Origin of the sequence: Leclercia tamurae (assembly GCF_025566055.1) — a bacterium.
GTDB lineage: Bacteria > Pseudomonadota > Gammaproteobacteria > Enterobacterales > Enterobacteriaceae > Enterobacter > Enterobacter tamurae.
Window position 1 is genome coordinate 224,452 of record NZ_JAMHKS010000076.1, and the last position, 19,781, is coordinate 244,232.

General features: G+C 53.2%; 19 protein-coding genes, 1 pseudogene and 1 other annotated feature. Of the genes and pseudogenes, 11 read left to right on the forward strand and 9 right to left on the reverse strand.

All coding sequences use genetic code 11. The annotated features are described in order from the left end of the window. Nucleotides 1–89 precede the first annotated feature (89 nt). Nucleotides 90–1,514, forward strand: coding sequence for an exodeoxyribonuclease I (gene sbcB / locus M8318_RS17310; protein WP_262663688.1), 1,425 nt, complete (start codon nt 90–92; stop codon nt 1,512–1,514). A 96-nt stretch (nt 1,515–1,610) separates the two neighbouring features. On the opposite strand, the gene M8318_RS17315 is transcribed toward sbcB, so the two are convergent. The 4 genes and pseudogenes from M8318_RS17315 to M8318_RS17325 form a co-directional block, all read right to left on the reverse strand. Beyond that, the gene (locus M8318_RS17315) at nt 1,611–2,969 is read right to left on the reverse strand and encodes an APC family permease (RefSeq protein ID WP_166182915.1); all 1,359 of its coding nucleotides are present in this window, start codon (nt 2,967–2,969) and stop codon (nt 1,611–1,613) included. Further along, entirely contained in the window at nt 2,959–3,021 is a 63-nt protein-coding gene (yoeI, locus tag M8318_RS22765) for a membrane protein YoeI (RefSeq protein WP_100780850.1), read from the reverse strand. Before yoeI ends, M8318_RS17315 begins: the two co-directional genes overlap by 11 nt. A 159-nt stretch (nt 3,022–3,180) precedes the next feature. Continuing rightward, nucleotides 3,181–4,166 (reverse strand): annotated as a pseudogene (locus tag M8318_RS17320) (LysR family transcriptional regulator). Nucleotides 4,167–4,206: 40 nt separating this feature from the next. Then, nucleotides 4,207–5,034 (reverse strand): SDR family oxidoreductase, encoded by an 828-nt coding sequence (locus M8318_RS17325; RefSeq protein WP_262663690.1) that lies wholly within the window; start codon nt 5,032–5,034, stop codon nt 4,207–4,209. A 174-nt stretch (nt 5,035–5,208) separates the two neighbouring features. Here M8318_RS17325 and hisL point away from each other — a divergent pair, with 174 nt between their 5' ends. The 9 genes from hisL to hisIE all read left to right on the forward strand — a co-directional run bounded on the left by hisL (nt 5,209) and on the right by hisIE (nt 12,425). Further along, a complete protein-coding gene (gene hisL / locus M8318_RS17330; RefSeq protein WP_001364200.1) occupies nt 5,209–5,259 on the forward strand; it encodes a his operon leader peptide in 51 nt (16 codons plus the stop codon). Further along, nucleotides 5,235–5,358: a sequence feature (His leader region), on the forward strand. (Overlaps the previous gene by 25 nt.) A gap of 45 nt (nt 5,359–5,403) precedes the next feature. Further along, complete coding sequence (gene hisG, locus M8318_RS17335; RefSeq protein WP_106993465.1) at nt 5,404–6,303, forward strand: ATP phosphoribosyltransferase; 900 nt, start codon at nt 5,404–5,406, stop codon at nt 6,301–6,303. Nucleotides 6,304–6,308: 5 nt separating this feature from the next. Further along, on the forward strand, nt 6,309–7,613 hold the full coding sequence (gene hisD / locus M8318_RS17340; protein WP_262663692.1) for a histidinol dehydrogenase: 1,305 nt from the start codon (nt 6,309–6,311) through the stop codon (nt 7,611–7,613). Beyond that, nucleotides 7,610–8,671, forward strand: a complete 1,062-nt coding sequence (gene hisC / locus M8318_RS17345) for a histidinol-phosphate transaminase (RefSeq protein WP_262663693.1) — start codon at nt 7,610–7,612, stop codon at nt 8,669–8,671. The genes hisD and hisC overlap by 4 nt, the downstream gene beginning before the upstream one ends. Continuing rightward, nucleotides 8,668–9,735, forward strand: a complete 1,068-nt coding sequence (hisB, locus tag M8318_RS17350) for a bifunctional histidinol-phosphatase/imidazoleglycerol-phosphate dehydratase HisB (RefSeq protein WP_262663694.1) — start codon at nt 8,668–8,670, stop codon at nt 9,733–9,735. The genes hisC and hisB overlap by 4 nt, the downstream gene beginning before the upstream one ends. Beyond that, on the forward strand, nt 9,735–10,325 hold the full coding sequence (gene hisH / locus M8318_RS17355) for an imidazole glycerol phosphate synthase subunit HisH (RefSeq protein WP_262663695.1): 591 nt from the start codon (nt 9,735–9,737) through the stop codon (nt 10,323–10,325). Before hisB ends, hisH begins: the two co-directional genes overlap by 1 nt. After that, nucleotides 10,325–11,062 (forward strand): 1-(5-phosphoribosyl)-5-[(5-phosphoribosylamino)methylideneamino]imidazole-4-carboxamide isomerase, encoded by a 738-nt coding sequence (gene hisA, locus M8318_RS17360; RefSeq protein ID WP_262663696.1) that lies wholly within the window; start codon nt 10,325–10,327, stop codon nt 11,060–11,062. Before hisH ends, hisA begins: the two co-directional genes overlap by 1 nt. Continuing rightward, nucleotides 11,044–11,820, forward strand: a complete 777-nt coding sequence (gene hisF, locus M8318_RS17365; RefSeq protein ID WP_262663697.1) for an imidazole glycerol phosphate synthase subunit HisF — start codon at nt 11,044–11,046, stop codon at nt 11,818–11,820. The genes hisA and hisF overlap by 19 nt, the downstream gene beginning before the upstream one ends. Beyond that, nucleotides 11,814–12,425, forward strand: coding sequence for a bifunctional phosphoribosyl-AMP cyclohydrolase/phosphoribosyl-ATP diphosphatase HisIE (gene hisIE, locus M8318_RS17370; RefSeq protein ID WP_142486356.1), 612 nt, complete (start codon nt 11,814–11,816; stop codon nt 12,423–12,425). The genes hisF and hisIE overlap by 7 nt, the downstream gene beginning before the upstream one ends. Nucleotides 12,426–12,470: 45 nt before the next feature. Here hisIE and wzzB read toward each other — a convergent pair whose 3' ends face one another. Beyond that, a complete protein-coding gene (gene wzzB, locus M8318_RS17375) occupies nt 12,471–13,451 on the reverse strand; it encodes an LPS O-antigen chain length determinant protein WzzB (RefSeq protein ID WP_262663698.1) in 981 nt (326 codons plus the stop codon). A gap of 194 nt (nt 13,452–13,645) precedes the next feature. Between wzzB and M8318_RS17380 the strand changes: the two genes are divergently transcribed. After that, nucleotides 13,646–14,650 (forward strand): NAD-dependent epimerase, encoded by a 1,005-nt coding sequence (locus M8318_RS17380; protein WP_262663699.1) that lies wholly within the window; start codon nt 13,646–13,648, stop codon nt 14,648–14,650. A gap of 45 nt (nt 14,651–14,695) precedes the next feature. Here M8318_RS17380 and ugd read toward each other — a convergent pair whose 3' ends face one another. The 4 genes from ugd to M8318_RS17400 form a co-directional block, all read right to left on the reverse strand. Beyond that, on the reverse strand, nt 14,696–15,862 hold the full coding sequence (gene ugd, locus M8318_RS17385) for a UDP-glucose 6-dehydrogenase (protein WP_262663700.1): 1,167 nt from the start codon (nt 15,860–15,862) through the stop codon (nt 14,696–14,698). Between the two features lie 252 nt (nt 15,863–16,114). After that, nucleotides 16,115–17,521 carry an NADP-dependent phosphogluconate dehydrogenase gene (gene gndA, locus M8318_RS17390; RefSeq protein WP_225758465.1) on the reverse strand — a complete coding sequence of 469 codons (1,407 nt, stop codon included), beginning with the start codon at nt 17,519–17,521 and terminating at the stop codon, nt 16,115–16,117. A 150-nt stretch (nt 17,522–17,671) separates the two neighbouring features. After that, complete coding sequence (locus M8318_RS17395) at nt 17,672–18,781, reverse strand: oligosaccharide repeat unit polymerase (protein ID WP_262663701.1); 1,110 nt, start codon at nt 18,779–18,781, stop codon at nt 17,672–17,674. Nucleotides 18,782–18,889: 108 nt separating this feature from the next. Beyond that, the gene (locus tag M8318_RS17400; protein WP_262663702.1) at nt 18,890–19,780 is read right to left on the reverse strand and encodes a glycosyltransferase; all 891 of its coding nucleotides are present in this window, start codon (nt 19,778–19,780) and stop codon (nt 18,890–18,892) included. Nucleotide 19,781: the final 1 nt, after the last annotated feature.

Below are 19,781 nucleotides of genomic sequence, written 5' to 3' on the forward strand. Positions count from 1 at the left end.
ATTTGCAGGCTGACGGCGCTTTTCCTTCGGCGTGCCAGGCGGGATGGTTTACCATAGTGGTGTCACTCATAAACAGGATGGTATTACTGGTGTCTGACTCCGCCGCGCTGCCTACATTTTTATTTCACGACTACGAAACCTTTGGCACCAGCCCCTCGCTGGATCGCCCTTCCCAGTTCGCCGCCATCCGCACCGATGCCGATTTCAATATCATCGGCGAGCCGGAAGTATTCTTTTGCAAACCCGCCGATGACTATTTGCCCCAACCCGGCGCGGTGATGGTCACCGGCATCACGCCGCAGGAAGCCCGGGAAAAAGGGGTAAATGAGGCAGAGTTTGCCCGCCGCATTCATGACCTGTTTACCGTGCCTAACACCTGCGTGGTGGGCTACAACAACGTGCGTTTCGATGACGAAGTGACCCGGCATATTTTTTACCGCAACTTCTACGATCCCTATGCCTGGAGCTGGCAAAACAAGAACTCGCGCTGGGATCTGCTGGATGTGATGCGCGCCTGCTATGCCCTGCGCCCTGAGGGGATCAACTGGCCGGAAAACGAAGACGGGCTGCCCAGCTTCCGCCTTGAACATCTGACCCGTGCGAACGACATTGAACACAGCAACGCTCATGACGCGATGGCCGATGTCTACGCCACTATCGCCATGGCGAAGCTGGTGAAGACCCGGCAGCCGAAGCTGTTTGAGTACCTGCTCAGCCATCGCAGTAAGCAGAAACTCACCACCCTGATTGACGTGCCGCAGATGAAGCCGCTGATGCACATCTCCGGGATGTTCGGCGCCGCGCGCGGGAATACCAGCTGGGTCGCCCCGCTGGCCTGGCATCCGGACAACCGCAACGCGGTGATTATGGTGGATTTGGCTGGCGATATGACGCCGCTGCTGACGCTGGAGAGCGATACCCTGCGCGAGCGGCTGTACACCCCGAAAGAGGCGCTGGGCGACGCGGCCCAGGTGCCGGTGAAGCTGGTGCATATCAACAAGTGTCCGGTGCTGGCTCCCGCCAACACCCTGCGCCCGGACGATGCGGAACGGCTGGGTATCAACCGTCAGCACTGCCTGGACAACCTGAAACTGCTGCGGGATAACCCGCAGGTACGCGAAAAAGTGGTGGCGATTTTTGCCGAAGCGGAGCCGTTCGTTCCGTCAGAGAACGTCGATGCCCAGCTCTATAACGGCTTTTTCAGCGACGCTGACCGCTCTGCCATGAATATCGTGCTGCAGACCGATCCCCGTAACCTGCCCGCGCTGGATATCACTTTTGCCGATCGGCGCATTAACAAGCTGATCTTTAACTACCGGGCGCGTAATTTCCCCGGCACCCTGGATGAGGCCGAGCAGGAACGGTGGTTGCAGCATCGCCGCAACGTGTTTACGCCGGAGTATTTGCAGGCTTACGCCCAGGAGCTGGAGATGCTGTACGGTGAGTATGAAGGGAATGCTGAAAAGCAGGCGCTGTTAAAAGCGCTGTATCAGTATGCGCAGGAAATTGTGTAACCTGAGAAAACAAAAAAGCCGGAGGCGATGTCTCCGGCTTTTTTTTGCCCGGCGGCGCTACGCTTGCGCGGGCCTACGGGCTTTGCAGTCAATTAATTATGCGACATCTTCGTACTGAGGAACCGGGTTGCGGAAGCTTTTGGTTACGCATGCCAGGTAAATCAGACCGATACCACCCCAGATCAGACCCAGAACCATTGAGCTCTCTTCCAGGTTGATCCACAGCGCACCCACGGTCAGCGCGCCACATACCGGCATCAGCAGGTAGTTGAAGTGGTCTTTCAGCGTTTTGTTGCGCTTCTCACGGATCCAGAACTGAGAGATCACGGAGAGGTTAACAAAGGTAAAGGCAACCAGCGCACCGAAGTTAATCAGCGCCGTAGCGGTAACCAGGTCAAATTTAATTGCCATCAGAGCAATCACACCCACCAGCAGCACGTTCCATGCCGGGGTACGCCATTTCGGATGAACATAACCGAAGAAGCGAGTCGGGAACACGCCATCACGCCCCATTACATACATCAGACGGGACACGCCCGCGTGTGCCGCCATACCGGATGCCAGAACGGTGACGCTGGAGAAGATCAGCACGCCCCACTGGAAGGTTTTACCGGCGACATACAGCATGATTTCTGGCTGTGACGCGTCCGGATCTTTGAAGCGAGAGATATCCGGGAAGTACAGCTGCAGGAAGTAAGAGGCACCGATAAAGATGATGCCGCCCAGCAACGCCGTCAGGAAGATAGCGCGCGGGATGACACGCTCAGCGTCTTTGGTCTCTTCAGACAGAGAAGAGATGCCGTCAAAGCCGAGGAACGAGAAGCACAGGATAGTGGCACCGGTGATCATCGGCACTACATGCGCGCCTTCAGACCAGAACGGACGGGTGCTGGTCAGCGTACCTGCGCCTTCACCGTGAGAAACGCCGTAAATGATCAGACCCACGATGACCGCCACAATACCCATCTGCAGAATAACAATCAGGGTGTTGAAGTTGGCCACGGTCTTGATGCTGCGCAGGTTAGAGATGGTCATAAAGGCCACCAGCGCCACAACAAAGATCCACGAAGGTACGGAAGGCACCAGCGCTTCGAAGTAAATTTTTGCCAGCAGAATGTTGATCATCGGCATGAACAGGTAGTCCAGCAGGGATGACCAGCCCACCATAAAGCCAACAGCCGGGCTAATGGACTTCTGAGCATAGGTGTACGCAGAGCCTGCGGACGGGAAGCGGCGAACCAGCTTGCCGTAGCTCAGCGCGGTAAAGAGGATCGCGATCAGCGCAAAGGCATACGCCGTTGCAACGTGACCGTCAGTGAGGCCTGAAACGATACCAAACGTATCGAACAGCGTCATCGGCTGCATATAGGCAAGGCCCATCATAACAACCGGAATCAACGTAAGCGTTTTACGTAATTCCACGCGAGAGGTTTTTGGAGTTGCGTTATGCGACATGGTTATTCTCCTTTACGGTGAATACCGCCACGTAAGCGAATGATTGCCCCATTTCTTTCTTCCTCAGCGACAACAACTGTCGGATTTTAGTAAATATCTATCCGGTACGAAGCCCGGCCTCTTGGATTTAATGGTTTTCTTACATGCAAAAAAAAATAATCGACGCCTTTTATATCGTCGATTATTCCATGTTTGCTGCGGCGCATTTTCCCTAAATGATAGTTAAAATGCAAGAGATCGAAAGGCATCCTAAAGTTAAATTTTTTATTAATCCGCTGATTTCTCAGCTGCGCCCTGCGCATAAAGGGCAGCGATAGCACTATTTGCTAAAATTTCTTGCCGCCACCATGCGCTGGCAAGCCCGGCGGTCTGCTCATTCCAGCCTATCCATACGGAATCATAACTGGATTGCGCGATGACCTGTTTCTCAACCAGCGCACCGTTTTCTATAAAACGCTGGGCTAAATATCGCGGCAGATAACCACAGCCTAAGCCGCTAATTTGCAGCTCCAGCTTGGTTTTAAAATCAAATACGGTAATGGCTTCCTGATCGTCCAGTAGCTGCGAGGAGGCCGTACAGCCCGGTAATGAACTGTCACCCACCACAATCGCGCGATGACTTTTAATCACCCGCCGGTTGACCGGCTCCGGCTCCTGGGCCAGCGGATGGTGTGGGGCGATGACGAACACCTGCTCCAGTTGCCCGAGACAGGCAAAGCCAAAATCGCTGAGCCGCGGCGGTTCATGCAGCGCGCCAACGACGATATCCGCCCGGCCCTGCACCAGCGACTCCCAGGAACCGGCTAACACGCCATTGATAAATTTAAGACGGGTGACGCTGTGTCGCGCGTAAAAGGCCTCGATGAGCGGTGCCAGCAGGGAAAACGGGAAGGTATCATCCACGCCGATAATCAGCTCGTTTTCCCAGCCCTGATGCAGCTTGACGGCCTGCTTTTCCAGCTCACGCACCGAATGCAGCACGTCCCGCCCTTTTTCCAGCAACATCTGCCCGGTGCGGGTAAAGCGCGCCCGGTGGCCGGAACGGTCCAGGATCTGAATATTCAGATCGCTTTCGAGCTTGTGAACGGTGTAGCTGAGCGCAGAGGGAGTCTTGAACAGCTTTGCCGACGCCGCAGCAAAGCTCCCCTCTTTTTCCAGTGCATCAAGGATAATAAGGACATCCAGCAGCGGTTTCATGCTCACCCCCTTGTGGTGCGCTTACGCTCCGCCAGCGGCGTTACTCCATTGGCATAACCAGCGGATCGGGAAAGAGATACTCAAATCCCAGTTCATGACAGATGCGGTTCCCATCAATCAATTTGCCCTTCCCCGCTCCAGGGGCATCGTGGAAGTGCGGCGCTGCCAGACCAAGCTGACGCGACATCACCGGATAGAATGTACTGCGTGTTGGATGAGAGGGCGCACATATATTATAGATGTGCCCGCCCTTCGGGGCCTGTAATAGCAGGGTAATTGCGCCGATGACGTCTTCAAGATGCACCAGATTGACGCCATGTTGGCCGTCAGGCGCTGATTTCCCGGCAAAAAAACGGCCAGGATGACGACCGGGCCCCACCAGCCCCGCAAGGCGTAATATATCGACCTGGGTGCCGGGTAAATTATGCAGCCAGTCCTCCAGCTCTTTTAATACCCGCCCGCTGGCCGTCACCGGCTGGCGCGGCATATTCTCTTTCACGATCCCTTCCACATCGCCATATACCGAGGTAGAACTGGTGAAAATAATGCGTGGAATATGGTACGCGAGAGCGCTATCGACAATTTCCTGTACCGCCTGCAGATAATAGGTCTCGCCCGGTCCGGTGCGACGCGCTGGCAGGGTGATCACCAGCGCATCCACATCACTCATCAGCGTATCCAGATCGTCGGTGTCGCACACCAGCTCTGGCTCCAGGCGCAATTCAACGCTTTCGATGCCGCACATCCGCGCCGCCTCGACCCCATCCACGGTAGTTTTACTGCCGGTGACCTCCCAGCCCCGCCCCAGTAGCGACATGGCCAGCGGCATTCCAAGCCATCCCAGACCGACAATTGCGACCTTTTTCATGCATTTTCTCCTGACGTTTACGCCTCTGCTTTAAGGCTACGCCAGCCATGCGCAACTGACAATTGATAGCGCCAATATGAAATCATTTAATGATAAAAAAAAGCCCTTGCTTTATATAGCGCAAGTGGTTTAGGTTAAACGACATCACATGAATAAGCATTCATCGAGAATTTTATGACACGCGTTCAATTTAAACACCACCATCATCACCATCATCCTGACTAGTCTTTCAGGCGATGTGTGCTGGAAGACAGTTAGATCTTCCAGCGGTGCATGAACGCAAGAAAAAGCCCCCGGAAGATCATCTTCCGGGGGCTTTTTTTTGGACCGTGTTCAGGCAAGTTACAACAGGATCATGAGGAACCGACAATGTTAGATAATTCACGTTTACGCATAGCTATGCAGAAATCAGGTCGTCTTAGCGACGATTCACGCGAACTGCTGGCGCGCTGCGGCATTAAAATCAACCTGCACACGCAGCGCCTGATTGCGCTGGCAGAGAATATGCCGATTGATATTCTGCGCGTGCGTGACGATGACATTCCAGGTCTGGTGATGGACGGCGTAGTCGATCTGGGTATCATTGGCGAAAACGTGCTGGAAGAAGAGCTCCTGACCCGCCGCGCGCAGGGCGAAGACCCGCGCTATTTCACCCTGCGCCGTCTGGACTTTGGCGGCTGCCGCCTTTCGCTGGCAACCGCAGCTGACGAAGCCTGGGACGGCCCGGCCGGGCTGAACGGCAAGCGTATCGCCACCTCCTACCCTCACCTGCTGAAGCGTTACCTCGATCAGAAAGGGGTGCAGTTTAAATCCTGCCTGCTGAACGGCTCTGTCGAAGTGGCACCGCGAGCCGGTCTGGCCGATGCGATTTGCGACCTGGTCTCCACCGGCGCCACCCTGGAAGCCAACGGCCTGCGCGAAGTGGAGGTGATCTACCGCTCCAAAGCCTGCCTGATCCAGCGCGACGGCGAAATGCCGGAAGCCAAACAGCAGCTGATTGACCGCCTGCTGACCCGTATTCAGGGCGTTATCCAGGCCCGCGAATCGAAGTACATCATGATGCATGCCCCAACTGAGCGCCTGGATGAAGTGATTGCCCTGCTGCCGGGTGCTGAACGTCCAACTATTCTGCCGCTGGCAGGGGATCAGCAGCGCGTGGCGATGCATATGGTCAGCAGCGAAACCCTGTTCTGGGAAACCATGGAAAAATTGAAGGCGCTGGGTGCCAGCTCCATCCTGGTGTTGCCAATTGAGAAGATGATGGAGTAACAACCATGACCTTTAACACCGTTATCGACTGGAACACCTGTAGCGCCGGACAGCAGCGCGACCTGCTGATGCGCCCGGCGATCTCGGCCTCGGAAAGCATTACCCGTACCGTGGCGGAGATTCTGGACAATGTGAAAACCCGTGGCGACGATGCCCTACGGGAGTACAGCGCAAAATTCGATAAAACCGAAGTGGGTGCGCTGAAGGTGAGCGAGCAGGAAATTACTGACGCCTGTAACCGCCTGGGTGAAGACATCAAGCAGGCGATGGCGGTGGCGGTCAAAAACATCGACACCTTCCACCGCGCGCAAGCACTGCCGGTCATTGACGTTGAGACCATGCCTGGCGTGCGCTGCCAGCAGGTGACCCGCCCGGTTGACTCTGTGGGTCTCTATATCCCGGGTGGTTCCGCCCCGCTGTTCTCCACGGTGCTGATGCTGGCCACCCCGGCGCGTATCGCCGGTTGCCGTAAGGTAGTGCTCTGCTCGCCACCACCGATTGCCGATGAAATTCTTTATGCCGCGCAACTGTGCGGCGTGCAGGAGATCTTCAAGGTAGGCGGCGCGCAGGCGATTGCCGCTCTGGCGCTGGGCACTGAGTCCATCGCGAAGGTGGATAAAATCTTTGGCCCAGGCAATGCGTTTGTGACCGAAGCCAAACGTCAGGTCAGCCAGCGTCTGGACGGTGCGGCCATCGACATGCCGGCTGGCCCGTCGGAAGTGCTGGTGATTGCCGACAGCGGCGCGACGCCGGATTTCGTGGCCTCCGATCTACTTTCCCAGGCAGAGCACGGCCCGGATTCGCAGGTGATCCTGCTGACGCCGGATGCCGGTATGGCACAACGGGTCGGCGAAGCGGTTGAACGTCAGCTGGCCGATCTGCCGCGGGCCGATACCGCCCGCCAGGCGCTCTCCGCCAGCCGCCTGATTGTGGCCCGGGATCTGGACCAGTGTATCGCCATTTCCAACCTCTACGGCCCGGAGCACCTGATTATTCAGACCCGCAATGCCCGTGAGCTGGTCGACAGCATCACCAGCGCCGGTTCGGTATTTCTGGGCGACTGGTCGCCGGAATCGGCAGGCGATTACGCTTCGGGCACCAACCACGTGCTGCCGACCTACGGCTATACCTCAACCTGTTCCAGCCTGGGGCTGGCAGATTTCCAGAAGCGCATGACCGTACAGGAACTCTCCCGCGAAGGTTTTGCGTCGCTCGCCGCCACCATCGAAACGCTGGCCGCCGCTGAACGGCTGACCGCCCACAAAAATGCCGTGACGCTGCGCGTTGCCGCCCTCAAGGAGCAAGCATGAGTATTGAAGAGTTAGCTCGCGACAACGTTCGCGCCCTGACCCCGTATCAGTCTGCCCGTCGTCTGGGTGGTAATGGCGACGTCTGGCTGAACGCCAATGAATTCCCTACCGCCGTCAGCTTCGAGCTGACCCAGCAGTCGCTGAACCGCTACCCGGAGTGTCAGCCGAAAGCGGTAATTGAAAACTATGCCGCCTATGCCGGCATCCAACCGGAGCAGGTGCTGGTCAGCCGCGGCGCGGATGAAGGCATTGAACTGCTGATCCGCGCCTTCTGCGAGCCAGGCAAAGACGCGGTGCTCTACTGTCCGCCAACCTACGGGATGTACAGCGTCAGCACCGAAACCTTCAACGTTGAGTTGCGTAAAGTGCCTGCCCTGGAAAACTGGCAGCTCGATTTGCAGGCCATCGCCGATAATCTCGACGGCGTGAAGGTGGTGTTTGTCTGCAGCCCGAATAACCCTACCGGGCAGCTGATTAACCCTCAGGATATCCGCTCGCTGCTGGAGATGACCCGTGGCAAAGCGCTGGTGGTGGCCGATGAAGCCTATATTGAGTTTTGCCCGCAGGCGACGCTGACCGGCTGGTTAGCAGAGTATCCGCACCTGGTGATCCTGCGCACCCTGTCAAAAGCCTTTGCCCTCGCCGGGCTGCGCTGCGGCTTTACGCTGGCCAATAAAGAGGTGATCGACCTGCTGATGAAGGTGATTGCGCCTTATCCGCTCTCGACACCGGTAGCGGATATCGCCGCCCAGGCGCTGTCGCCAGAGGGCATTGCGGCCATGCGAAGCCGCGTGGCGCAGATCGTCGACGAGCGGGCGTATCTCATCAGCCAGCTGAAAACCATCCCCTGCGTGGAGCAGGTTTTCGACTCGGAAACCAACTATATTCTGGCGCGTTTCACCGCCTCGAGTGCAGTATTTAAATCTTTGTGGGATCAGGGCATTATCTTACGAGACCAGAACAAACAACCCTCTTTGAGTGGCTGCTTACGCATTACCGTGGGTACCCGAGAAGAGAGCCAGCGCGTTATCGACGCCCTGAATGCGGAGAAAGTATGAGCCAGAAGTACCTCTTTATCGATCGTGACGGCACTATTATTTCGGAACCACCCAGTGATTATCAGGTCGATCGTTTCGACAAACTGGCCTTTGAAGCCGACGTCATCCCGGTGCTGCTTAAGCTGCAGAAAGCCGGGTTTAAGCTGGTGATGATCACCAATCAGGACGGCCTCGGCACGGACAGCTTCCCGCAGGCTGATTTCGACGGCCCACACGACCTGATGATGCAGATCCTCACCTCTCAGGGCGTGGTGTTTGATGAGGTACTGATTTGCCCGCATCTGCCTGCCGACAACTGCGACTGCCGTAAACCGAAGGTGCAGCTGGTTGAGCAGTATCTGGCCGATACGGCGCTGGATAAAACAAACAGCTACGTGATCGGCGATCGCGCCACGGACATCGAGCTGGCATCCAACATGGGCATCACCGGCCTGCGCTATCAGCGTGAGGGCCTGAACTGGGCGATGATTGGCGAGCAGCTGACCAAACGTGACCGCTACGCCCACGTGGAGCGCAACACTAAAGAAACGCAGATCGATGTGAAAGTGTGGTTGGATCGTGAAGGTAGCAGCAAGATCCACACCGGCGTGGGCTTCTTCGATCATATGCTGGATCAGATCGCCACCCATGGCGGTTTCCGCATGGAGATCGGCGTCAAAGGCGATCTCTACATTGACGATCACCACACCGTCGAAGATACCGGCCTGGCGCTGGGCGAGGCGCTGAAGCTGGCGCTGGGCGATAAGCGCGGCATCAGCCGTTTTGGCTTTGTGCTGCCGATGGACGAGTGCCTGGCCCGCTGTGCGCTGGATATCTCCGGCCGCCCGCACCTGGAATATAAAGCCGACTTTACCTATCAGCGCGTGGGCGACCTGAGCACCGAGATGGTTGAGCACTTTTTCCGCTCCCTCTCCTACACCATGGGCCTGACGCTGCATCTGAAAACCAAAGGTAAGAACGATCACCACCGCGTGGAAAGCCTGTTCAAGGCCTTTGGTCGCACCCTGCGCCAGGCCATTCGCGTGGAAGGCGATACCCTGCCGTCGTCGAAAGGAGTGCTGTAATGAACGTGGTGATCCTAGATACCGGCTGCGCCAACCTTAACTCGGTGAAATCGGCGATTATGCGCCACGGCTACGACCCGCTGGTCAGCCGCGATCCGGATGTGGTCCTACATGCGAGTAAACTCTTTTTACCGGGCGTAGGTACGGCGCAGGCGGCGATGGATCAGATCCACCAGCGTGAGTTGGTTGAACTGATTAAAGCCTGTACCCAGCCGGTGCTGGGGATTTGTCTGGGGATGCAGCTGCTGGGCCGCCGTAGTGAAGAGTCTAATGGCGTGGATCTGCTGGGCATCATCGACGAGGACGTGCCGAAAATGACCGACCACGGTCTGCCGCTGCCGCACATGGGCTGGAACCGCGTCTATCCGAAAGCAGGTGACCGGCTGTTCCGTGGTATCGAGGATGGGGCGTACTTCTATTTTGTTCACAGCTACGCAATGCCGGTAAACGCTAATACCATCGCCCAGTGCCACTATGGCGAAGCTTTCACCGCGGCCGTGCAGAAAGACAATTTCTACGGCGTGCAGTTCCACCCGGAGCGTTCCGGAGCCGCAGGCGCGCAGTTGCTGAAAAACTTCCTGGAGATGTGATGATTATTCCCGCTTTAGATTTAATTGACGGCACGGTTGTCCGTCTGCACCAGGGCGATTACGGCCAGCAGCGCGACTACGGTAACGATCCGCTGCCCCGCCTGCAGGACTATGCCGCGCAGGGGGCCGAGGTGCTGCATCTGGTTGACCTGACCGGTGCGAAAGATCCGGCCAAACGCCAGATCCCGCTGCTGAAAAAACTGGTGGCAGGCGTTAACGTCCCGGTCCAGGTTGGCGGCGGCGTGCGCACCGAAGAGGATGTAGCCGCTCTGCTGGAAGCGGGCGTGGCGCGCGTGGTGGTAGGTTCTACCGCAGTGAAAGATCCCGAGAGGGTACAAGGCTGGTTCCGCCGCTTTGGTGCCGACGCGCTGGTGCTGGCGCTGGACGTGCGTATCGACGACCAGGGTAATAAACAGGTCGCGGTCAGCGGCTGGCAGGAGAATTCAGGCGTGACGCTGGAAGCGCTGGTGGATCGCTATCTGCCGGTGGGACTGAAGCATGTTTTGTGTACGGATATCTCCCGCGACGGCACGCTGGCCGGGTCCAACGTGTCGCTGTACGAAGAGGTCTGCGCCCGTTATCCGCAGGTGGCGTTCCAGTCATCCGGGGGTATTGGTGATTTGAATGATATCGCCGCCCTGCGCGGAACCGGTGTAAGTGGGGTTATCGTCGGTCGCGCCCTGCTGGAAGAAAAATTTACGGTTAAGGAGGCGATTCAATGCTGGCAAAACGGATAATTCCTTGTCTCGACGTGCGTGATGGTCAGGTCGTGAAAGGCGTGCAGTTCCGCAATCACGAGATCATTGGCGATATCGTTCCCCTGGCAAAACGCTATGCGGAAGAAGGTGCGGATGAGCTGGTGTTCTACGATATCACCGCCTCCAGCGATGGTCGCGTGGTGGATAAGAGTTGGGTTGCGCGCGTGGCGGAAGTGATTGATATTCCTTTCTGCGTGGCGGGCGGGATTAAATCGGCTGACGACGCGGCAAAGATCCTCACCTTCGGCGCGGACAAAATTTCCATTAACTCCCCTGCCCTGGCCGATCCTGAACTCATCACCCGCCTGGCCGACCGCTTTGGCGTGCAGTGCATCGTGGTTGGGATTGATACCTGGTTTGACGACGCCACCGGCAAATACCACGTTAACCAGTACACTGGCGATGTGAGCCGCACCCGCGTTACCCAGTGGGAGACGCTGGACTGGGTTCAGGAAGTGCAGAAGCGCGGCGCGGGTGAGATCGTGCTGAACATGATGAATCAGGACGGGGTGCGTAACGGCTATGACCTCGAACAACTGAAGAAAGTGCGCGAAGTATGCCACGTGCCGCTGATCGCCTCGGGCGGCGCAGGCACCATGGAACATTTCCTCGAAGCCTTCCGCGATGCCGATGTTGACGGCGCGCTGGCGGCCTCGGTATTCCATAAGCAGATTATTAATATTGGCGAGTTAAAAACGTTCCTGGCGAATCAGGGCGTGGAGATCAGGGTATGTTAACAGAGCAACAACGTGCGCAGCTGGACTGGGAAAAAACCGACGGCCTGATGCCGGTAGTGGTGCAGCACGCGGTATCCGGTGAAGTACTGATGCTGGGTTATATGAATCAGGACGCCCTGGCGAAGACCATCGACAGCGGTAAAGTAACCTTTTTCTCGCGCACCAAACAGCGTCTGTGGACCAAGGGCGAAACCTCCGGCCATTTTCTGAATGTGGTCAGCATCACGCCTGACTGTGATAACGATACCCTGCTGGTACTGGTGAATCCCATCGGGCCGACCTGCCACCTTGGCACCAGCAGCTGCTTTGGCGACGCCAGCCACCAGTGGCTGTTCCTCTACCAGCTGGAACAACTGCTGGCTGAGCGCAAAACTGCCGATCCTGAGAGTTCTTATACGGCGAAACTGTATGCCAGCGGCACCAAGCGTATCGCGCAGAAAGTGGGAGAAGAAGGCGTTGAGACCGCCCTGGCCGCTACGGTGAACGACCGGGCCGAGCTGACCAATGAAGCTTCTGACCTGATGTATCACCTGCTGGTGCTGCTGCAGGATCAGGATCTCGATTTAACGACGGTGATTGAGAATCTGCGTCAGCGACACAAATAAAAAAACCGGGGAAACCCGGTTTTTTTTTCAGCTTACAGGCGTGTGTCAGGCTCGGGGCTGGTAGTTGCGCATCGCATTACGCGCTAACACAACACCGGAGCCAAGGATACCGCCCAACAGTACCGCAAGGATTAGCACGATTGAACGTTTCGGGCTATCGCGACGAATCGGCAGGTCCGGCTTCATGACGTAGCGATACGCATGGATGGTTGTCGGATCGATTTTCAATTTCTGGATATCCAGCAGCTTCTGTTTATTTTGATAGTAGCTGTCGGACAGCGTCAGTGGACGTGAAGATTCATGCGCAATCATGGATTGCAACGCTTCAGTACCTAACAGGAACATTGATTCTTGCGTCACATCTTGTGTCTGCTGAATTTTTGGGCTGGTAACGTTTGCCGCCTCAGCATACTTCAATGCTTCTGTGATCTGTCTGATTCGCAGGTCTTTTTGTTCCTGAGCGATGGTCTCCTGGTTACTCAGCACATCTTTAAGAGTTGTAACCTGCTGCTTAATGTTGTCGTTGAGATCAACTTCCAGCTCTTTTTGAATTTGCTCATCAACCTGCTGGATATACTGTGCCACTTCCTTTTGCGCCGTCTCGGCCGAACCATTTACATAGCTAACGCTTAAGGGTAATGGCTGGCCTTTTACAGATTGTTCGATAACCAGTTTTTCTGGTTCGGCCTTGTTTTCCAGGGTCTGTGATAACGCAGAGAACGAGGCGTTATAGCGAGTAATCACACTTTCCTGAATATCGGTTAATTTCGGAGCATTAGCACCATAAAGAATATTCAGGGCATTACTATAACTGCCTATTTGGGCAGCATCCGGCTGGGTGATAATCGCGGTAGAAGTCCACTTCTCTTTGGCGAAAACCAGGTATACACCAGCCAGAATCAGGGCGATGGCGACAAACGCAGCAATGATCCATTTCCCCCGCCAAAGTTGTACAAATAGATCAATGAAATCAATCTGCTCAGGGTCACTGCTTCGTGCGACCACGTTATTGTTGTTCTGCGTCATATAATCCTTAGAAGGCCAAAAAGCGCAAAGAATACAGTTTGGGATATAGTTTATCGATTGTTGACGGATTTTCTATAGGAATCCGATTAGCCATATCGAAAATATGATGTTTGGTAACCCTGCGCATCGCGTTATCATACCTCAAATCCGGTATTTAACGCACCGGGCATGGTATGTAACAGATGAGGACAGTTATGAAATTTCTGGTCACTGGCGCAGCAGGTTTTATCGGCGCTCATGTCAGCAAGCGGCTCCTGGATGCCGGGCATCAGGTTGTGGGGATCGACAACCTCAATGACTATTACGATGTGAACCTGAAGCAGGCACGTCTTGATCTGCTCACCTCCGCGAACTTTAGCTTCCATAAGCTTGACCTGGCCGATCGCGACGGCATGGCAGCACTCTTTGCCGCTGAAAAATTCGACCGTGTGATCCATCTCGCTGCTCAGGCGGGCGTACGCTACTCCCTGGACAACCCGCATGCCTATGCCGAAGCCAATCTGGTGGGTCATCTGAACGTGCTGGAAGGCTGCCGTCACAATAAGGTGCAGCACCTGCTGTACGCCTCTTCCAGTTCCGTTTACGGTCTGAACCGTAAGATGCCGTTCTCAACCGACGACTCCGTGGATCACCCGGTCTCCCTGTACGCCGCGACCAAAAAAGCCAACGAGCTAATGTCGCACACTTACTCGCATTTATACGGTCTGCCGACCACTGGCCTGCGCTTCTTTACCGTCTACGGCCCGTGGGGGCGTCCCGATATGGCGCTGTTTAAGTTCACCAAAGCTATGGTGGAAGGCAAAAGTATCGATGTCTATAACTTCGGTAAGATGAAGCGCGACTTCACCTATATCGATGATATTGCTGAAGCCATTGTTCGTCTGCAGGATGTGATCCCACAGGCAGACAGCAACTGGACGGTTGAGACTGGTTCCCCTGCCACCAGCTCCGCCCCTTACCGTGTCTATAACATCGGTAATAGCTCACCTGTTGAACTGATGGACTACATCACGGCGCTGGAAGAGGCGTTAGGCATTGAAGCTGACAAAAACATGATGCCGATTCAGCCAGGCGATGTGCTGGAGACCAGCGCAGATACCACGGCGCTGTATGAGGTGATTGGCTTCAAACCTCAGACCTCGGTTAAAGAGGGCGTGAAGAACTTCGTGGACTGGTATCGCGAGTTTTATGAAGTTTAAAAAAAAGCCCGGCGAGTATGCCGGGCTTTATTTGGTATTGATAAATCAATCGCTGCCAAACAGATCGCGAGTATAGACCTTATCCGCTACGTCAGACAGCTCTTCCGCCATCCGGTTAGAGATGATCACATCCGCTTCTTTCTTGAAGGCATCCAGGTCGCGAACCACACGTGAATGGAAGAATTCATCTTCTTTCATCACCGGTTCATAAATGATGACCTGAACGCCCTTCGCCTTAATACGCTTCATAATCCCCTGAATGGAGGAGGCGCGGAAATTATCCGACCCGCTCTTCATGATCAGACGGTACACGCCCACTACTTTCGGATGACGCGCCAGAATGGAGTCGGAGATGAAGTCCTTACGCGTGCGGTTAGCATCCACAATGGCAGAAATTAAGTTGTTCGGTACGGACTGGTAGTTAGCCAGCAGCTGCTTGGTATCTTTCGGCAGACAGTAGCCACCGTACCCGAAGGAAGGGTTGTTATAGTGGTTGCCGATACGCGGGTCGAGGCAGACGCCTTCGATGATCTGACGGGTATTCAGCCCCAGGCTCTCTGCGTAGCTGTCCAGCTCGTTGAAGTAGGCAACTCGCATCGCCAGATAGGTATTGGCGAAGAGCTTGATAGCTTCAGCTTCCGTCGCATCGGTGAACAGGACATTGATGTCCTTTTTGATAGCACCTTCCTGTAACAGCGCAGCAAAACGTTCCGCACGCTCCGAGCGCTCACCGATGACGATACGTGACGGGTGCAGGTTATCGTACAATGCCCTGCCCTCACGCAGAAACTCCGGTGAGAAGATGACATTATCGATACCCAGCTCTTCTTTAATCGATTGGGTGAAGCCAACAGGAATGGTCGATTTGATGATCATCACGGCGTTCGGGTTAATCGCCGTCACATCCCTGATCACCGCTTCTACGCTTGAGGTGTTGAAATAGTTGGTTTTTGGATCATAGTCAGTTGGCGTCGCGATGATCACAAAATCCGCACCGCTGTAGGCGTCAACTTTGTCCGTAGTGGCGCGGAAATTCAACGGCTTATTGGTCAGATAATCCTGAATCTCTTTATCCACAATGGGCGAGATCTTCTGGTTCAGCATATCCACTTTGGCCTGCACGATATCCAGGGCCACCACTTCATGGTGCTGCGCAATCAGGATCCCGTTTGAGAGACCCACATAACCTGTTCCGGAGATTGTTATTTTCATTGGATTAACGTCTTTAAGTTAAGTGTCGGGAGCGACAACCGCCCCACCGCAATAAGCAACTTTTTGGGTTTTTACCGCGTATGCTGAGTTGATGTCAAGGCGAATGGCTGGCTGCAGGAAGGGACAATTATAGTGATTTATGCTGCAGTATAGCCTGTCGGATGAACCAGGTGAGGTAACACGGGGATATTACGGATAAAAAAAACCCGGTGACATTCACCGGGTCTCGCTACGTGTCTGAGTTAAATCAGATTAATCCAGCCACTCGGTGTGGAACACACCTTCTTTATCGGTACGCTTATAGGTATGCGCACCGAAGTAGTCGCGCTGCGCCTGAATCAGGTTGGCAGGCAGCACGGCAGCACGGTAGCTGTCGTAATACGCGACTGCAGCAGAGAAGGTTGGCACCGGAATGCCGTTCTGCACTGCGTAAGCCACAACGTCACGCAGCGCCTGCTGGTAATCATCAGCAATCTGCTTGAAGTATGGTGCCAGCAGCAGGTTAGCGATGTTCGCATTTTCAGCGTACGCATCGGTAATTTTCTGCAGGAACTGCGCACGGATGATACAACCGGCACGGAAAATCTTCGCGATTTCACCGTAGTTCAGATCCCAGTTGTTCTCATCAGACGCGGCACGCAGCTGAGAGAAGCCCTGCGCGTAGGAGACGATTTTCCCCAGGTACAGTGCGCGACGGACTTTCTCGATAAATTCAGCTTTATCGCCTGCCAGCTTCGCCTGTGGACCGGTCAGTACTTTAGATGCTGCAACACGCTGCTCTTTCAGAGAAGAGATATAACGTGCGAAGACCGATTCGGTGATCAGAGACAAAGGCTCGCCCAGATCCAGTGAACTCTGGCTGGTCCATTTACCGGTACCTTTGTTCGCCGCTTCATCCAGAATCACATCGACCAGGTATTTACCCTCTTCATCTTTCTTAGTGAAGATATCTTTGGTGATGTCGATCAGGTAGCTGCTCAGCTCGCCGTTGTTCCAGTCGGTGAAGGTTTGCGCCAGTTCATCGTTGGAGAGGTTCAAACCGCCTTTCAGCAGAGAATAGGCTTCAGCGATCAGCTGCATGTCACCGTATTCAATACCGTTGTGAACCATCTTCACATAGTGACCTGCACCGTCCGGACCGATATAAGTTACGCACGGCTCACCGTCTTCAGCAACCGCAGCGATCTTGGTCAGGATTGGCGCAACCAGCTCATAGGCATCTTTCTGGCCGCCAGGCATGATGGACGGGCCCTTAAGCGCGCCCTCTTCACCGCCGGATACACCGGTACCGATGAAGTTAAACCCTTCAGCTGACAGTTCACGGTTACGACGAATAGTGTCGTGGAAGAAGGTGTTACCGCCATCGATGATGATGTCGCCTTTTTCCAGATACGGTTTCAGCGAGTCGATGGCTGCATCGGTGCCAGCGCCTGCTTTCACCATTAACAGGATACGACGAGGCGTTTCCAGAGATTCAACGAACTCCTGAACCGTATAGAAAGGAACGAGTTTTTTGCCTGGGTTCTCGGCTATCACTTCTTCGGTTTTATCACGGGAGCGGTTGAAAACGGAGACGGTATAACCACGGCTTTCGATGTTCAGCGCCAGGTTGCGCCCCATCACTGCCATACCGACGACGCCGATCTGTTGTTTGGACATTACATACTCCTGTCAGGTGTGTTTAAGACGATTCTACATCGCGAATCACAATAACAAAATCGTCTTTTTATTAACAAAAAAATTATCGAGATGCTAGCTTTCAGCTACAAAGGCAACAATTGCAAAATCAGGATATTAAATGAGCAATAATTAATAAGACTTTTTATTTGAATTTATAGCCATTGCAATAACAAATATTCCCATTGGGGTATACAAGAAGGGATTAGTAATGGAAACGCCTGCCGAAAAAATAAGCGCACAAACTATCTGTAATTTTCGGGTTGTGTAAGATTTCAAAATAGTACCGATGGACAAAATCAAGACAGGCAATGCGGATAAAATTAAGCCCAACGCACCAGTCTTATAGAACAACTCCAACGGTACAACTTCAATTCTACCCCTGTCCAAAATCTGCGCCCCAAACCCATGGCCAAAAATAGACACCAGCCCTTCCATCGAATTTATTACGAATGTGTAATCCTGGAGTCGCACAGAGTCAGAGTCACCAGCCCTCCCTCCAACGATAACCATCAATGCAAACCCAGCGGTGACAGCTAATCCTATGTAGATTAAATTCTTTAGTGCGCCATTAATCCTGAAACTTGCAAGCATCATAGCTATACCAGAGAAGAGGAATACCCCTCTGGTCTCAGTTAAAAATAGCGCTACAACGGTTAGAGCAAAAAATACGTATCTTTTTTCTATAAAGAAGAATATGGCACCTATGCCCAAAAAGAAAAATGATTTTGAAAAGAACGCACCGCTCGGCCTGAAGAAAAATTCCGATGTTAAAGACAAAGTATTATAGATCGATATCCAATTGATTAACCCTCCCTTCAACATAATAATATAAAGTATGTATACTGTGGAGGCGATGACACTAAAGACCTTAACTACTTTAATAAAAGTAGCTAGTGAATACTCTGTAAGCGTTTCATTTAAAGTACACAGGTAGAAAAGTATTAACATATAGATGTAAGGCTGAAAATCAAACGCCATTTCACCTAATTCGTTACCATTAATCGCTCCAGCGAGACATCCATAAATCGGCAGAGCAAGTATCGAAAATAGAGTCAACAGGGTTTTACTGTTGGCCCGGGCGTTAAATGTGATCGCATTTAACGCGAATAGTACCAGTGCTAAACCGAAAAACACGTACCGAAAGGGGGGAATACCCAGCGGATCTAATAATCTTCCGCCCCCGCCAAAGACAATTTCAATAGTGAGAAGCAGGATAAAAATCCTGTTTATCTTATTCATTATTTTTTTCTCAAATTATAATCAATAAAAATATAATTAAACCAGCTCGCTCAGGACAAGTATCCGCGACAACACACGCTAATAAAACTCACATATAAAGCATCAATCTTAAAAAAGATTAAGGAGCAACAAGATGCTTAAAACAATCTTATCCCTATTTCGACGCCTTAATTTACTAACAAATGGCAAAAGCATAATGTTGTTAATATAATTACGCTGATTTGAGATCTTGTGAATAGGTTTAAAGTTTGCGTTAAACAGGCTTTTCAACTTATAAACTTCATTACGGTACCAACCAGAATTGACAAGTTTGACTCTTTTCACCCACATTTTATAAGATATATTGGCACCAACCTGGTTTGAAGAGTGCTGCCGATACCTCATTCCAGGCGCAGCATCAATATACCATTTATAATTGTTAGCCCGTGCAAAGGCATAAATCAGCCAATCATGGAGAGTTACTTCCTGAGATGAAGTATTTGAAATTAAAAACTTCTGGAACGCTGTCGCCAACTTATTGGTAAATACATAGGTACAGCCAGGGCCTGCAGCCTCAAAATAATAGTCAAAAGCAGCCTGAGGCTGAGCTTTATCAATCAGGCACGTTCTGCCATCATCCCAAAATGCAAGCACGTTGCTCGAATAGGCATCAACCTTTTTATCAACAATTGTCTCTATGGCACGCTGGAGCTTATTCGCATACCAGATATCATCCTGATCGGAAAAAGAGATATAATCGTAATTGTCAAAATTGACATCCAGCACTAAACGATAAAAGTTTTTACCTGCAGAGCCGAATTTATCACCATAGGGGAGGAAATGAACATTTTTATAGCTGCTGTATTTTTCCGTCAGGTAGTCCCACGAGCCATCCGTTGAAAGATCGATACTGACGAAAACATCAAGATTAACCTCAACCTGAGCTAATATAGATTCTAATTGTTCATCAATCCAGGTTCGGCCATTATAAACTGCAAGTAAAACTGCCAATTTATTCATT